The following is a 14,738-nucleotide window of genomic DNA, read 5'->3' on the forward strand; positions in this document are numbered from 1 at the left end:
GGCGGGCATCTCCCGTGGGCCGGCACGACGGGCCCGCCCGGCCGACCGCCGACTGCTGGTGACGCCGCCGGGCGGCCTCGGCGAACCGACGTCAAGCGTTGGGGGGAGCGTGCGATCGCCGACTGCCGGCGCGCGGCGGCGAAGCCGTGCGGGCGCTCCGCCGAGGCCCATGCCGGACGGTGCCCGGCGCAGGGGGCACCTGAGAGAAGCGTCCTACGACAGCTGACTGCCGGCCCCGGATGGAGCCCACCCGACTTGCCTCGGCGACGCCGGATCCGCGCCCCGGCGAGGCGCATACCGGAAGGCGCCCGGCGCTAGGGGGCACTTGAGGGCAAGGCCTACATCAGCTGGCTGCCCGCCCCGCGTGGAGCCGCCGGGCTCGCCTCGGTGAAGCCACATCAAGCCTGGCGGCCCGTGCGGTCGCTCGGCGCCCAGCGCTCGCGCGGCGAAGCCGGATCGCGCTCCGGCGAGGCACATGGCGGACGGCGCCCGGCGCAGGGGGCACTTGAGGGCAAGGCCTACGTCAGCTGGCTGCCCGCCCCGCGTGGAGCCGCCGGGCTCGCCTCGGTGAAGCCACATCAAGCCTGGCGGCCCGTGCGGTCGCTCGGCGCCCAGCGCTCGCGCGGCGAAGCCGGATCGCGCTCCGGCAAGGCACATGGCGGACGGCGCCCGGCGGGCCTTGGGCGGTAGGGGCCTATGTCAGCAGGCCCGGCAGGGCCAGTGCGCCCAGCAGGGTGGCTCCTACCAGTACCCAGGCCACGTAGTCCCCGAGGTGCCCGGACTGCAGGCGACGTAGGGGGCGTGCGTGGGACGGGGCGGCCAGGAGGTCGGGGCGGGTTACGGCCAGGGCTGCCAGGCCGAGGGCCAGTACGGTCGAGGTGAGGTCCAGTAGGACGCCGGCCGGGGTCCAGTGCGGGGCGGGGACCACGGCGCCGCCCGAACCGGCCTCGTTGACGGCGTGGGCGACGACCTCGCCGAAGCCGGGAGCCACACCGACGGCGAGGGAGCCGGCGAGCAGGACGGCGGGTACCGCGGTCATGGTGTCGGGGATCCGGCTGAGCCGGTGCCGGGTCTCGGGCCGTTCGCCGGCGCCGGTCGTCTCGTACTCGGGGTCGTCCGCAGGTGTCGGGCCGAGTCCGAAGAACACCCGGGCGGCGACCCGCAGTACGGCCGCGGCGGTGACCGCGCTCGCGATCACGTACAGCAGGGTCAGCGAGCCGCCCGCGGCCTTCTCCGTGACGGCCTTCCCGAACCCCGTCCCGAAGGGCGGGAGTCCGGCGAGGGCGAGCCCGCCCACCACGTACATCACGGCGACGCCGCGCAGTTCACGGGCACGCCCGTGCAGCGCGTGCTCGTCGACGTTGCCGTACCGGTCGAGGAGGATGCCGGTGCAGGCGAACAGCGCGGCCTTCACGCCGGCGTGTCCGAGGACGTACAGCGCGACCCCGTCGTCGGCCTGAGGTGTGAGGACGCCGATGCCGATCAGGAACAGTCCGGTGTGGGCGACCGTCGAGTACGCCAGCAGCCGTTTGATGTGCCGCTGGTACCAGCACATGACCGCGCCGATCACCGCCGTCACCGCGCCCAGCACGACGAGGACCCGCTCCAGGTCGGCCGCCGGGATCCCGCCGGGTCCGGCGAATACCGTGCCGTACACCCGCCAGACGCCGTACACGCCGAGTTCGACCATGACGCCCGACAGCAGCATGCACACCGGCGTGGGTGCGACGGCGTGCGCGTCCGGGAGCCAGAAGTGGAACGGCACCGCGGCCGACTTGATCAGCAGGCCGGTCAGGACGAGTACGAAGGCGGCCAGGACCAGCGCGTCCGGCGGCCCGTGGGCATCGAGGCCGCGCCCGATCCCGTCCATGGCGAGCTCGCCGGTGCGGGCGTAGAGCAGCGCGATGCCCATCAGCATGGCGTAGGCGCCGAGCGAGGTGACGACGCCGAAGGTCAGCGCGCCCTGCACGGCCTTGGCCTCCTCGACCCGGGTGCCCGTCAGCGCGTAGGCGACGACGCTCATCAGCTCGAACCACACGAACGCGTTGAACAGGTCGCCCGCGATGGCGAATCCGCACATGCCCGCCTGGAGGAGCAGGACCAGCGCGGGGAACGAACCGGCGTGCCGACGCGGGGGTTCTTCGAAGTAGCGCCAGGAGTACGCCAGGGCCGCGAGGGTCAGCAGGGAGGCCAGGGCGGCCATGCCGAGCCCCGCGCCGTCCCCGACCAGGACGATGCCGACGCTGCGGCCCTCCACGGGCGTCCAGCCACCGACCCATTCGACCATCGGCGGCGAGGAGTTCAGCGACAGCACGATCGCGAGCCCGGCCGTGCCCGCCGACACGGCACAGGCCACGGAGTCCGCGACGACGCGGGGCAGGCGACGGCCACCGGCGACCAGGAGGGCGGCACCGAGCAGCGGCACGGCGACGAGCAGCGGCAGCAGGTCGTTCATCAGCCGCGCAGCTCGGAGAGTTCGTCGGGGTCGACGGTGCCGTGCCGCTTGGCGACCTGGATGACGAGCGCGAGCAGAAGTGCGGTGACGGTGGCACCGACGACGACGTCGGTGAGGGCGAGGGCCTGGACGACCGGGTCGACGACGGGGCGTGAGCCGGGCTCCAGGTCGGAGAAGACGGGCGCGGTGGCGTCGTCGCGGTAGCCGACCGCCAGCAGCAGGACGTACGTGGCCGACTGGCAGACGGCCAGACAGCCGACGGCGTGGATCAGATTGCGGCTGGTGGCAAGGCCGTAGCAGCCGACGAGGAAGATCCATACGGCGACGAGGTACGGCAGGACGTCCATCACGGCGCTCTCACTTCCCGCTCTCCTCCTCGATCTCGACGGCCTGGTCCAGGTAGCGGGCGAGCAGCACGACGACCGCGCAGGCGACCTCCATGCCGACGGCCGCGTTCAGCAGCGGCACGGTGCCGCCGGAGGACAGCGTGTTGAACGTGCCGTACGGCAGCAGGGTGTTGGCGAGGAACGCGGTGCCGCCGATGAGGCCCGCGAGGCCGGTGACCAGGTAGGCCGAGGCCGCCACGGCGTCACCGACCTCGTACAGGCCGACCGGGCGGACACGTTCCAGGGCGCGGTAGTCGGCGCCGATGTAGAGCAGGTGCAGGGCGGTCGCGGCGACGACGCCGCCCTGGAAGCCGCCGCCGGGACTGAGTTGCCCGTGCGCGATGACGTACAGGCCGACGACCAGGGCGACCGGCAGGACGATCAGGGCGTAACGGCGCACCGGCGGGGCGACGTCGGCGGGTTCGGGCCGGGCTCGGTGCTCGTCGCTGGTCTGCCGCAGCAGGACGACACAGCCGACGACGGCCGCGAACAGGATGGTCATCTCGCCCATGGTGTCGAAGGCACGCTGGTCGAAGTTGATGGAGGCGATGGTGTTGGCGGTCTGCCGGGCGAGGGAATCGCGCACCGCGCGGTCGCCGTACGGGTGGCTGTCGCCGCCGAAGTCGGGCAGCCGCAGACATGCCGCGACGAGGAGCGCGGCCAGGCCGGTGCCGCCGACGGCGACGAGCCGGAGCCGGGTGCGCGGGTTCATTCGTCACGCTCCTTGCGCCGCTTGACCTTGCGGACCGACAGGAGCAACAGCAGCGGGGTGAGGGCCCCGCCGACCGCCAGTTGCGACAGGGCGACATCCGGCGCCTGCACCGCGGTGAAGAGCACGGCCAGTACGACGCCGAGGACGGCCAGCACGAGGGCCTGGCGCACGGGGTCGCGGACCAGTACGGCCACGGTCGCGCAGCCGGCGACCAGCAGCAGCGCGACGACGATCACCGCGTCAGCCACCGCGCACCCTCGCGATGCCGCCGGACAGCGCGTGGGAGGCGACGAAGTTCCCGCCGATCAGCAGCGCGCCGGTGAGCAGGACCTTCACCATCGCCCGGCTCGGCCCCTCCGCCACGCACAGCGCCAGCACCACGGCCGCGCCGAGGCCGGCGGCCGCCCACGTCAGGCCCCGGGCGCGCGGCGGGTCGTCGGCGAGTTCGCCGGTCAGCAGGCGGGCGAAGACGAGGGTGCCGAGCGGGCCGAGCAGGGCGAGGACCAGGGCGAGATCGACGTAAGCGGGGCGGTCGTATCCCTGGGCGAGCAGGAGCAGTCCGGGGCAGGCCAGGGCGGTGGACAGGTTCTGGGCGACGACCCGGCGCCGCAGCGGTCCGGTGGCGGCGCCCCAGACGGTGGCGCCCACTCCCCCGCCGAGCACGACGGTCGCGGCGAGGAGCCAGCCGTTCATCGACCGGCCACCGCCCGGCGCGCGGCGACGGCCGCGAGCGCTGCCACGCCGGCGACGCCCGCGCCGACCGCGAGTTCCAGGGTGTCCACGGTGGTGACGAGGATCAGCCACAGTGCGGCGAGCGCGGCCCACCAGGCCAGGAACTCGGTCGCGGCGAGGAGCGTCGTACGCCGGTCCATGCGCCACCTCCGCGAGCCGGATGTCCGTTACTTCCGTTCCGCGTCATCCAAACACCACCCCGGATGACGGAGGCGGCGGCACGCGCGGCCTCCGCCCGGAGTGCCCCGACAGCGTGAAGGGAAACCGGGGGCGGCTGTGATACCGGGCTCCGCCTCGCTGGGCATCTCGACACGGGACGGGGGTAAACGGCCTACCACGAAGGACTGTTGAAGACTGGAGGATCGCATGGCCGGTGGGACCTCACGTTCGCGTGCCGCGTTGCACCCCGGCACCCCCAAATCCAGAGGTGCCGCCAAGGCGGCAGGAGGAGCGAAGTCCGCAAGTTCCGGCAAGTCCGCGGGGCGCTCGAAGTCCGCGGGTTCCCTCAAGTCCGCACTGGGCGCGAAGTGGCGAAAGGCGGCTCGGTCGGCAGGCGGCTCGAAGTCGCGGGGCGCGGGCAAGTCCGCGGGCCGCGCAAAATCGGGAGGTACCGCCAAGCCCGGACTCAGGGCCAGGCTCGGACGCACCGCAAAGCCCGGACGCACCGCAAAGAAGTCCGAACGCGCCGCCACCCCCGAGCGCACCGCGCGCCCCATACGAAGCCCCCTGCGGTTTCTCGCCCGTCTCCTCGCCATGCTGTGCGCCTTCGCGTTCATGGTCGCGTTTGCCGTCGTGCTGGCGAAGCTCACCCTGCAGCCCTCCCCCGCGTCCGAGGCCCTGACGCACACCAATCTGCAGCCTGGCAGTTCGCTGCGGGCCTATCTGGACCAGCCCGAACTGCGCGACGCCGTCAAGCAGATCGGGGGCAATGTGCTGCTGGGTGTCCCGTTCGGCATCCTCGTTCCCGTCGTCGCGCCACGAACGCGCGGTGTCCTGCGGGTGCTGCTGCTGACGGCGACCGTCATGCTTCTGGTCGAGTTCGCGCAGGGAGCCCTGGTGACGGGGCGCGCCTTCGACATCGACGACGTCATCCTCAACACCACCGGCGCCCTGCTCGGCTACCTCCTGCTGGGTCGCCGACTCAGCCGCGTGGTGCACGCCCGGGGGTCCCGCCCCGCGAAGGCCTAACGCAGCACCAACTGGACGATGGCCACCGTGCCGACGACCACGATGAACGCGCGCAACACAGCGGGGCGCAGCCGGCGACCCGTCCTGGCTCCCAGGAGGCCGCCGGCTGCGGACCCGATCGCGAGGAGGCCCACGGCCGTCCAGTCGAACTCCGCGTAGACGAGGAAGAACAGCGCGGCAACGGAGTTGACCACCGCGACGAGCACGTTCTTCGCGCCGGTGAGGCGTTGCAGGCTGTCGTCGAGGAGCATGCCCATCAGAGCGACGTAGATGATGCCCTGGGCCGCCGCGAAGTAGCCGCCGTAGACGCTGGCCAGGGTCAGTCCGACAAGCAGCAGGGGGCCGCCGTCGGGGCGCGCCGGCTTTCCCTTCCGTGCCCGGCGGCTGCTCACCTTCCCGCTGATCAGCGGCTGGAGGACGACCAGCACGAGGGCGAGGCCCACGAGGACCGGCACGATCCGTTCGAACGCCGAGGCGGGCAGGGTGAGGAGCAGCGCGGCGCCGCTGAGCCCGCCGAGGACGGCGCCGGCGCCCCACTTCAGCAGGCGCCGGCGCTGACCGCGCAGTTCCTCGCGGTAGCCGATGGCTCCGCTGATCGAGCCGGGGATCAGCCCGAGCGCGTTGGAGACCGTGGCGGTGACGGGTGGCAGGCCGGTCGCCAGCAGGACAGGGAACGAGATCAGCGTCCCCGAGCCGACGACGGCGTTGACGGCACCGGCGGCCAGGCCCGCGCCCAGAATGGCGAGCAGTTCACCGATGTGTGCGGCGTTCATGGCGAGAAGCCTAGGAACCCGACACTTCGGCGGCGGACGAACCATGCCGGGTGGGGGCGATCTCTCCGCGATATCCGGACACTCAAGTTCTGGTCCGTACCAAGGTATTGACGGCCCCTTACCTCACTCCTTAAATCAAGTGGCGACACCTTCACCCCCCACCTCGCTCGGCGCACCCCGTCCGCACGGGCCGCCGTATGGAAGGGAGCACGATGGCCTCCCCACGCCTGCTCCGCACGGCTCTCCTCGCCGCTCTGTCGGCCGTCCTGGTCGCGTCCGCCGCGATCGGCCCCGCGCAGGCCGAACCTCCTGACGTCTCGGCCGCCGCGGTGACGTTCTCCGACAACTTCGACGGGCCCGCGGGCGCCGCGGTCGACTCGTCGAAGTGGCAGATCGAGACCGGCGACAACGTCAACAACCACGAGCGGCAGTACTACACCTCGGGCAACAAGAACGCGGCGCTGGACGGCCAGGGCCACCTGGTGATCACCGCCCGGCGCGAGAACCCCGCCAACTACCAGTGCTGGTACGGCACCTGTCAGTACACCTCGGCCCGGCTGAACACCTCCGGCAAGTTCACGGCCCAGTACGGGCACATCGAGGCGCGTATGAAGGTGCCGCGCGGGCAGGGCATGTGGCCCGCGTTCTGGATGCTCGGCACACCGGTCAACTGGCCGGACTCGGGCGAGATCGACATCATGGAGAACGTCGGCTTCGAGCCCTCGACGGTCCACGGCACCCTCCACGGCCCCGGCTACTCCGGGTCGGGCGGCATAGGCGCCGGCTACTCCCTCCCGAACGGACAGGCCTTCGCGGACGCCTTCCACACCTTCGCCGTCGACTGGGCACCCGACTCGATCACCTGGTCCGTGGACGGCAACGTCTACCAGCGGCGCACACCCGCCGACCTGGGCGGCAGGCAGTGGGTCTTCAACAAGCCGTTCTTCCTGATCCTGAACCTCGCGGTGGGCGGCTACTGGCCCGGCGACCCGGACGGCTCCACGGTGTTCCCGCAGCAACTGGTGGTGGACCACGTCTCGGTGACGACCGGCGCCAGTTCCGCCGGCGGCGCGATCAGGGGGCTGGCCGGGAAGTGCGTGGACGTGGCCGGGGCGAGCTCCGCGAACGGTACGCCCGTACAGCTCTACGACTGCAACGGCAGTGCCGCCCAGCAGTGGTCCCGGGGTTCGGACGGCACGCTCCGCGCGCTCGGCAAGTGTCTGGACGCCACCGGGAACGGCACGGCGGACGGCACGCCGGTCCAGCTGTGGGACTGCACGGGTGGCCCCAACCAGAGATGGGCCGTCAGCGCGGCAGGGGACATCGTCAACCCGCAGGCCGACAAGTGCCTCGACGTGACCGGCAACAACTCGGCCAACGGCACCCGGCTGCAGATCTGGACCTGCGGCGGTGGCGGCAACCAGAAATGGACGGTCGGCTGACCCGGCCGTCCGGCCGCCTAGGGCCTGTTGCGAAAGTGGCCTCGTCGCCCGCAGGGCGGCCGCGCGGCGTCCGGTGCGTGCTCTCGGCGTGCCGCCCGAAAGCCCTCGTACTGGGCGTACTCGGGTTTTCGGGCGGTGCGGCGAGAGCGCGTGCCGGGCGTCGCGCGGCAGAGGCCACTTTCGCAACAGGCCCTAGTAGGACTCCGTTATGTCTGCCTGTCGGTCCTGTTTGGGGGAACGCTGAAGGTGTGGATACACATGAAGTGAACCGGGCTCGGGCGAAGTTGGCGTTATTCGTGGCTGATGTGTTCGCCTCGGTGCCGCGCAAGGACCAGCGGGCCAAGAGCGACTGCTATCTGCGGGGACTGATGGTGGACGGTCGCCGCAAGTCCATCCAGGCCATGGCGCAGCGGCTGCCGGACGGCAACGAGCAGAATCTGCAGCAGTTCGTGAACCAGTCGACGTGGGATCCGCTGCCGGTGCGGCGGCGGATTGCGCAGCGGATGGTGCCGCTGGTCGGTCCGGACGCGTGGGCGGTCGATGACGTGTCGTTTCCCAAGGACGGGAAGATGTCGGTGGCGGTCGCCCACCAGTACTGCGGGGCGCTGGGCAAGCAGGCCAACTGCCAGGTCGCAGTGAGTGTGCACGCGGTCTCCGACACGGCGTCCTGTCCGCTGCAATGGCGCCTGTTCGTGCCTGAGGAGTGGGCGCACGATCCGGTTCGCCGGCGCAAGACCGGGATGCCCGACGAGATCGGGCACCGGGAGAAGTGGCGTCTGGCCCTGGACACCATCGATGAGCTGGCCGGATGGGGTCTGGTGCCTCCGGTTTTGGTGGCCGACGCCGGCTACGGACAGAACGCCGACTTCCGCGACGGCCTGGAACATCGCAGCATCGACTACGTGGTGGCGATCCGCTCGGATGTGACCGTCCACCCGCATGATGCGATGCCCATGGCCCCCACCTGGTCCGGCAACGGCCGCAAGCCGCAGCCCCGCTACCGCGACAGGCCGACTCCGGTGGCCGCGCTGGTGGCCGGCCACGGACGGCAGGCCTTCACCGAGGTGACCTGGCGGGAAGGATCCCGCGGACCGCTGCGCTCACACTTCCTGTCCCTGCAGGTGCGGCCCGCCGGGATCAAATCCAAACGCCTCGCCCAGGCCGCCGCCCTCGCCTCACACGGCCACTGGGACGGCGTCCTGCCTGAGGTCACACTGCTGGCCGAATGGCCCGACGGCGCCGAAGCACCCACCGGCTACTGGCTGTCCAACCTGCCCGCAGACACCCCAATCGCCGAACTGGTCCGCCTGGCGAAGATCCGCTGGCGCATCGAGCACGACTACCGGGAACTCAAGCACGGCCTCGGCCTGGACCACTTCGAGGGACGTTCCTGGAACGGCTGGCATCACCACGTCACCCTGGTCACCGCCGCCCACGCGTTCCTCACCGAACAGCGACTGGCCCCAAAAGCCGATACAGCCAACTCACCCTCTACCAGACCCTCGACGCCATCCAGGACCTGCTGAACTGCTGGACCGGCACCTGCACCACCTGCCACCGCCCCCTGCCCAGAACATCCACCACCAGCCAAAACCCCAGAGCCAGAGCAACCTAACGGAGTCCTACTAGTGGTGGTGCCAGGTGAACTTGTCTCCGCCGACCCAGCGGACCACGTCCGGGTCGTCCAGGTCGTGGACCGTGATGCCGAACGCGGCGGCGTACTCCAGGACGTCGGTGATCGTCCTCGGCTGACCGACGACTTCACCGTCGATCTCCATGATGCGGAACGGAGGCGTGCCCGGCTGAACCCCGAGCACCATGATCCGCGGCTGTGAAATGTGCGGGCTCGCGCTTTCGGTCATGAATAGAGCGTAGAACGCAACCCGCGTCAGCGAATCCTCCAGGCGGACCGCGACACGCAGCCGCCGCTCCGTCCGCCGCCGTGCGGGCGCCGCAGGGCCGGGGAACCCTGGAGGAGGAGGTGGCGATGGATCCCGTCGACGCGCTGAACAGGATCGCCTTTCTGCTGGAGCGGTCACTGGAGCCGACGTATCGCGTACGTGCCTTCCGTACGGCCGCCCGGGTGCTGGCCGGGCTGCCCGCGGACGAGGTGCGGGCGCGGGCACAGGCCGGGACGCTGGAGTCGCTCAAGGGCGTCGGCCCGAAGACGGCCCAGGTGGTGCGCGAGGCGCTGGCCGGGCAGGTGCCCGCCTATCTGACGGACCTGGAGGGCAGGCCGGCGGCCGAGCCGCCCGTGAACGGCCACCGGCTGTGGGAGCTGCTGCGCGGGGACTGCCATCTGCACTCCGACTGGTCGGACGGCGGGAGCCCGATCGAGGAGATGGGCCGGACGGCGGCCGAGCTCGGCCACGAGTGGGCGGTGCTGACCGATCACTCGCCGCGCCTGACCGTGGCCCGCGGGCTGTCGGCGGACCGGCTGCGCGAGCAGCTGGACGTGGTGGCGGAGCTGAACGCGGCCTGGGCGCCCTTCCGGCTGCTCACCGGCATCGAGTGCGACATCCTGGAGGACGGCTCGCTCGACCAGGAACCCGAGCTGCTGGAGCGGCTCGACGTGGTGGTCGTGTCCGTGCACTCCAAGCTGCGGATGGACGCGCGCTCGATGACCCGCCGGATGGTCGCCGCCGTACGCAGTCCGCATGCGGACATCCTCGGCCACTGCACCGGTCGGCTGATCACCGGGCGGGGCCGGCCGGAGTCGGAGTTCGACGCGGACGAGGTGTTCACCGCGTGCGCCGAGTCCGGAACGGCGGTGGAGATCAACAGTCGGCCCGAGCGGCTGGACCCGCCCCGTCGGCTGCTGCGGCAGGCCGTGGCGGCGGGCGTGCTGTTCTCCGTCGACACCGACGCGCACGCGCCCGGGCAGCTCGACTGGCAGCGGTACGGCTGTGCGCGGGCGGAGGAGTGCGAGGTGCCCGCCGAACGGGTGCTCACCACCTGGACGGCGGACGAACTGCTGGCGTGGACGCGTGAGAAGTCGGCGGTGAAGTGAGCGGGGGGCAACGAGCGGGGGTGGGGCGTGATGCACATCACCGGGCTTCGTCGGAAACGCAGGAACACTCACCGGTAGTTGCCCGTTGAACCAGCCGTGGGTGCGGATGGGACAGTGTCCCCGGGCCTCACCTTTTGCCCACAGGGACGATCGTTCGGCTGAAGCCCTGTGGAGCCTTTCGCCGAGAGGCGACCGCCATCCGCGCCCACACCTAAGGACCGCCCCGACCGGAACTCCCCCGTCCGGCCGGGGCTTCTTCCTGTTCGGGCGTGTCCCACAGGTCGGCTTGACTTCGAGAGCGCTCGAATTCGTAGCGTTCCGCACATGAGCACTGCACAGCACAAGATCGGCTCCGGTTTCGGGGCAACCAGCACCGCCGACGACGTCCTGCGGGGCATCGACCTGACCGGGAAGCTCGCGATCGTCACCGGCGGCTACTCCGGCCTCGGCCTGGAGACCACGCGGGCACTCACCAAGGCGGGCGCCCGTGTCGTCGTCCCCGCCCGCCGCCGCGCCGCCGCCGAGGAGGCGCTGTCCGGCCTCACCGGCGTCGAGGTGGACGAGCTGGACCTGGGCGACCTGGAGAGCGTGCGCGGCTTCGCCGAGCGCTTCCTCGCCTCCGGCCGCACGGTCGACATCGTGATCGACAACGCCGGGATCATGGCCTGCCCCGAGACCCGGGTGGGGCCGGGCTGGGAGGCACAGTTCGCGACCAACCACCTCGGTCACTTCGCCCTGGTCAACCGGCTGTGGCCGGCGATCGAACCCGGCGGCGCCCGAGTGGTGTCGGTCTCCTCGCGCGGCCACCACCTGTCCGGGATCCGCTGGGACGACGTCCACTGGCGGCACGGCTACGACAAGTGGGAGGGCGTACGGGCAGGCGAAGACCGCGAACGTCCTGTTCGCCGTCCACCTCGACAAGCTCGGCGCCGGCCACGGGGTACGGGCCTTCTCGCTCCACCCGGGCGGCATCCTCACCCCGCTGCAGCGCCACCTCGCCAAGGAGGAGATGGTGGAGCGCGGCTGGATCGACGAGCAGGGCAACATGCTCCACCCCGAGGCCTTCAAGACCCCTGAGCAGGGCGCGGCCACGCAGGTGTGGGCCGCGACGTCGCCGCAGCTCAACGGCATGGGCGGGGTCTATCTGGAGGACTGTGACATCGCCGGGCCCGCTGCCGGGGACGACGAGGACCGCAGCGGCGTCATGGGCTGGGCCACCGACCCGGAGCAGGCGGCGCGGCTGTGGACGCTGTCGGCGGAGCTGACGGGCGTGAACGCGTTCCCCGCCTAGCCACAGTGGGTACTCGGGGGCTCCCGTCCCCACTCTCCGGGAGGAGCCGCAGGTGAGCAGCGAAGCGGCCCGAAGGATCGTCGTCACCGGTGCCACGGGCAATGTCGGTACGAGTGTGGTGCGACTCCTCTCGGAGGATCCGGACGTCGGCTCCGTACTGGGGCTGGCCCGCCGGATCCCCGACTGGTCGCCGCCGAAGACGCAGTGGGCGGCGGTGGACCTGGCGTCCGAGCGTTCCGATCTGGCGGACGTGTTCGAGGGCGCCGCCGCCGTCATCCATCTGGCCTGGGCGTTCCAGCCGACGCATGATCCGGCCGCGACCTGGCGCACGAACGTGCTGGGCGGCATGCAGGTCTTCGAGGCGGTGGCGGCCGCCAGGGTCCCGGCACTGGTCCATGCGTCGTCGGTGGGCGCGTACTCGCCGGGTCCGAAGGATCACGCCGTGGACGAGTCGTGGCCGACGCACGGCTGGCCCGACGCCGCGTACTGCCGGGAGAAGGCCTACCTGGAACGGGCGCTGGACACCTTCGACCGGGCCCACCCCAGGGTGCGGGTGGTGCGGATGCGGCCGGCGTTCCTGTTCAAGCGGCAGTCGGCGAGTGAGCAGCGCCGTATCTTCGGCGGGCGGTTCCTGCCGGGGCCGCTGGCGCGACCCGAGCTGCTGCGGTTCCTGCCCGACATCCCGGGACTGCGGGTGCAGGCCCTGCACAGCGACGACGCGGCCACGGCGTATCAGCTGGCCGTGAAGTCCGACGCGCGCGGGGCGTTCAACCTGGCGGCCGAGCCGCCGGTCGACGCGAGGGTGCTGGGCGAGATGCTCGGGGCCCGCCCGGTCCGGCTCCCGCGCACGGCGGCCCGCTCGGCGATCGCCGCCGCGTGGGGGCTGCACCTGCTGCCCGCTTCCCCGCACCTCTTCGACGCGGTCCTCGGACTGCCCCTGATGGACTGCACGCGGGCGCGTACGGAACTGGGCTGGCGGCCGGAGCGCACGGCGACCGAGGTGCTGGAGGAGTTCGTTCAGGGCCTCCAGCGCGGTGCGGGCGAACCGACCGAGCCCATGCGGGGCCGCAAGGTGGGCTGAGCCACGTCCTGCGGCGCCCCGCTCGCCCCCGGGCCGGAACTCGTCTCTCAGCCCGGCGACTCCTCGGGCGCCGGGTGTTCGGGGTGGACCGCACCGGACTGCCGCCCGCCTTGCCGGCCCGTGCCCGCCTCATCGGTGTCGGGCACGTCGTCCGCTTCGGTGGTCGTGTCCTCCGCCGGCCCGGCTTGCAGATCCCACGGGTCCTCCCCCGGGGCGGCCTGCTGGTCCGGCAGATCCCTCGGTATCGGCTCGCCGGTCTGTTCCGGCGCCTCGCGACGGTCGTCGGCCATGGTGCACCTCTTTCGCGTCGTTCAAGGTCGTCCGAGGGCCCGCGAGTACCGCCCGGGCCGCGGGCGAAACCTCAGTGCGCCACCCGCTGAGCCAGGTTCGTGTGCCACGCGGGCGCCGGGCCCTCGGCCGCGGGCCCGGCGCGCCGGCCGCCGCGGGCGAAGAAGTCGGCGAGCGGCAGGATCGCCGCACCGACGGTGACGGCTTCGGGGCCGAGCCGGCCCACGTCGATCGTGACTCTCCCGGCCGGATGCCGCAGGGCGTAGGCGGCGGCGTGACGGCGTACGGAGGGCAGGAGACGGGCGCCGAGCCGCAGTCCCGCCCAGCCGCCGATCAAGATGCGCTCGGGCTGGAAGAGGTTGATCAGGTCGGACAGGCCCGCGCCCAGGTACTCGGCGGTCTCCTCCAGTACGGCGAGCGCCACCGGGTCGGCCGCGCCGCCCTCGGGCGGATACGCGCCGGCCAGCAGCGCCGCCAGTGCCGTCTCCTCGTCGGCGCCCTCCGGCAGGGTCCCGCCCTCCTCGCCCCAGCGCGCCAGCAGCGACTCGGCGCCCGCGTACGCCTCCAGGCAGCCGAGCGCACCGCAGCGGCAGCGGCGCCCCCGGACCCGTACCGTCAGGTGCCCCCACTCGACCGCCCGGCCGTGCTCCACCTCGGGGGTGACCAGACAGGCGCCGACGCCGGAGCCGAAGAGGACCACGATCGCGTTGCGGGCGCCGCGTCCGCCGCCGAACCACATCTCGGCCTGGCCGAGGGTCCTGGCGCCGTTGTCGATGAAGTAGGGGACGGAGTCCGGGAGTTGGGAGCCGTCGCGCAGGCGCTGCTCCAGCGGTACCGCGTCCCAGCCGATCGTCTGTCCGTGCACGACGGCACCGAGCCGGGGCATGCGCTCGACGATCCCGGGAACGCCGATGCCGACGCCGAGGAGCCGCTCGGGTCCGACCCCGGCGCCCGCGAGCACCTCGGTGATGCCGTCGCGCACATGGCCGACGATGCCCTCGACCTCGTACCGCTGCTGCGCCAACGGCCGCTCCGCGCGGGCGAGTTCGGTGAGGGTCAGGTCGAACAGCCCGATCCGCACCCGGGTCTCGCCGACGTCGATGCCGATCATGTGACCGCTGCCGGGTGCGACGCGCAGCAGGATGCGGGGCCGGCCGCCGTCGGAGTCGACGCTGCCGGCCTCCTCGACCAGACCGTCGGCGATCAGATCGGCGACGACGTTGCTGACGGAACCGGAGCTGAGCCCGGTCGCGGGGCCCAGTTCGAAGCGGCTGAGAGGGCCGTCGAAGTAGAGGCGCTGCAGCACGGCCGTCCGGTTGCCCCGTCTGAGATCTCGTACCGTGCGCCCGTTCCGCCCCGCCATGCGGCTCCCCTTCGGTC

15 protein-coding genes and 1 pseudogene are annotated in these 14,738 nt (G+C 72.0%); 6 read left to right on the forward strand and 10 right to left on the reverse strand.

Translation table 11 applies throughout. The annotated features are described in order from the left end of the window. Nucleotides 1–694: 694 nt before the first annotated feature. The 6 genes from OG331_RS08715 to OG331_RS08740 are packed head-to-tail and all read right to left on the reverse strand — an operon-like array spanning nucleotide 695 to nucleotide 4,425. The gene (locus OG331_RS08715; RefSeq protein ID WP_406193668.1) at nucleotides 695–2,455 is read right to left on the reverse strand and encodes a complex I subunit 5 family protein; all 1,761 of its coding nucleotides are present in this window, start codon (nucleotides 2,453–2,455) and stop codon (nucleotides 695–697) included. Continuing rightward, nucleotides 2,455–2,802, reverse strand: coding sequence for a sodium:proton antiporter (locus OG331_RS08720; RefSeq protein ID WP_328430338.1), 348 nt, complete (start codon nucleotides 2,800–2,802; stop codon nucleotides 2,455–2,457). Before OG331_RS08720 ends, OG331_RS08715 begins: the two co-directional genes overlap by 1 nt. Before the next feature lie 10 nt (nucleotides 2,803–2,812). After that, nucleotides 2,813–3,553 carry an MnhB domain-containing protein gene (locus OG331_RS08725; RefSeq protein WP_406193670.1) on the reverse strand — a complete coding sequence of 247 codons (741 nt, stop codon included), beginning with the start codon at nucleotides 3,551–3,553 and terminating at the stop codon, nucleotides 2,813–2,815. Beyond that, nucleotides 3,550–3,801: a hydrogenase subunit MbhD domain-containing protein gene (locus tag OG331_RS08730; RefSeq protein WP_362385732.1), complete on the reverse strand. Its 252-nt coding sequence runs from the start codon at nucleotides 3,799–3,801 to the stop codon at nucleotides 3,550–3,552. The genes OG331_RS08725 and OG331_RS08730 overlap by 4 nt, the downstream gene beginning before the upstream one ends. Beyond that, nucleotides 3,794–4,246 carry a monovalent cation/H+ antiporter complex subunit F gene (locus OG331_RS08735; protein ID WP_406193673.1) on the reverse strand — a complete coding sequence of 151 codons (453 nt, stop codon included), beginning with the start codon at nucleotides 4,244–4,246 and terminating at the stop codon, nucleotides 3,794–3,796. Before OG331_RS08735 ends, OG331_RS08730 begins: the two co-directional genes overlap by 8 nt. Further along, nucleotides 4,243–4,425, reverse strand: coding sequence for a hypothetical protein (locus OG331_RS08740; protein WP_406193675.1), 183 nt, complete (start codon nucleotides 4,423–4,425; stop codon nucleotides 4,243–4,245). The genes OG331_RS08735 and OG331_RS08740 overlap by 4 nt, the downstream gene beginning before the upstream one ends. A 613-nt stretch (nucleotides 4,426–5,038) precedes the next feature. On the opposite strand from OG331_RS08740, the gene OG331_RS08745 reads away from it, so the two are divergent. Then, nucleotides 5,039–5,473 (forward strand): VanZ family protein, encoded by a 435-nt coding sequence (locus OG331_RS08745; protein ID WP_406209848.1) that lies wholly within the window; start codon nucleotides 5,039–5,041, stop codon nucleotides 5,471–5,473. Here the strand turns inward: OG331_RS08745 and OG331_RS08750 are convergent. Further along, nucleotides 5,470–6,246, reverse strand: coding sequence for a sulfite exporter TauE/SafE family protein (locus OG331_RS08750; protein WP_406193677.1), 777 nt, complete (start codon nucleotides 6,244–6,246; stop codon nucleotides 5,470–5,472). The genes OG331_RS08745 and OG331_RS08750 overlap by 4 nt on opposite strands. 212 nt (nucleotides 6,247–6,458) lie before the next feature. Here OG331_RS08750 and OG331_RS08755 point away from each other — a divergent pair, with 212 nt between their 5' ends. Both OG331_RS08755 and OG331_RS08760 read left to right on the forward strand, forming a co-directional pair. Further along, nucleotides 6,459–7,688, forward strand: coding sequence for a ricin-type beta-trefoil lectin domain protein (locus OG331_RS08755; RefSeq protein ID WP_406193680.1), 1,230 nt, complete (start codon nucleotides 6,459–6,461; stop codon nucleotides 7,686–7,688). Nucleotides 7,689–7,936: 248 nt separating this feature from the next. Further along, nucleotides 7,937–9,214 (forward strand): IS701 family transposase, encoded by a 1,278-nt coding sequence (locus tag OG331_RS08760; protein ID WP_406190343.1) that lies wholly within the window; start codon nucleotides 7,937–7,939, stop codon nucleotides 9,212–9,214. A 99-nt stretch (nucleotides 9,215–9,313) separates the two neighbouring features. Here OG331_RS08760 and OG331_RS08765 read toward each other — a convergent pair whose 3' ends face one another. Continuing rightward, nucleotides 9,314–9,550 carry a hypothetical protein gene (locus tag OG331_RS08765; RefSeq protein ID WP_362385739.1) on the reverse strand — a complete coding sequence of 79 codons (237 nt, stop codon included), beginning with the start codon at nucleotides 9,548–9,550 and terminating at the stop codon, nucleotides 9,314–9,316. Between the two features lie 125 nt (nucleotides 9,551–9,675). Between OG331_RS08765 and OG331_RS08770 the strand changes: the two genes are divergently transcribed. The 3 genes and pseudogenes from OG331_RS08770 to OG331_RS08780 all read left to right on the forward strand — a co-directional run bounded on the left by OG331_RS08770 (nucleotide 9,676) and on the right by OG331_RS08780 (nucleotide 13,070). Then, nucleotides 9,676–10,698 carry a PHP domain-containing protein gene (locus OG331_RS08770; protein WP_406193682.1) on the forward strand — a complete coding sequence of 341 codons (1,023 nt, stop codon included), beginning with the start codon at nucleotides 9,676–9,678 and terminating at the stop codon, nucleotides 10,696–10,698. Between the two features lie 324 nt (nucleotides 10,699–11,022). Further along, nucleotides 11,023–11,989: pseudogene (locus OG331_RS08775) on the forward strand (SDR family NAD(P)-dependent oxidoreductase). 52 nt (nucleotides 11,990–12,041) lie between these two features. Further along, complete coding sequence (locus tag OG331_RS08780) at nucleotides 12,042–13,070, forward strand: SDR family oxidoreductase (protein ID WP_406193684.1); 1,029 nt, start codon at nucleotides 12,042–12,044, stop codon at nucleotides 13,068–13,070. 47 nt (nucleotides 13,071–13,117) lie between these two features. Here the strand turns inward: OG331_RS08780 and OG331_RS08785 are convergent, their stop codons facing one another. Together OG331_RS08785 and OG331_RS08790 are read right to left on the reverse strand one after the other, a co-directional pair. Further along, nucleotides 13,118–13,360, reverse strand: a complete 243-nt coding sequence (locus OG331_RS08785) for a hypothetical protein (RefSeq protein WP_406193686.1) — start codon at nucleotides 13,358–13,360, stop codon at nucleotides 13,118–13,120. 71 nt (nucleotides 13,361–13,431) lie between these two features. Then, nucleotides 13,432–14,721 carry an ROK family protein gene (locus OG331_RS08790; RefSeq protein ID WP_406193688.1) on the reverse strand — a complete coding sequence of 430 codons (1,290 nt, stop codon included), beginning with the start codon at nucleotides 14,719–14,721 and terminating at the stop codon, nucleotides 13,432–13,434. Nucleotides 14,722–14,738: the final 17 nt, after the last annotated feature.

This window comes from Streptomyces sp. NBC_01017 (assembly GCF_045162795.1).
In the GTDB taxonomy this organism is placed as follows: Bacteria; Actinomycetota; Actinomycetes; order Streptomycetales; family Streptomycetaceae; genus Streptomyces; species Streptomyces machairae.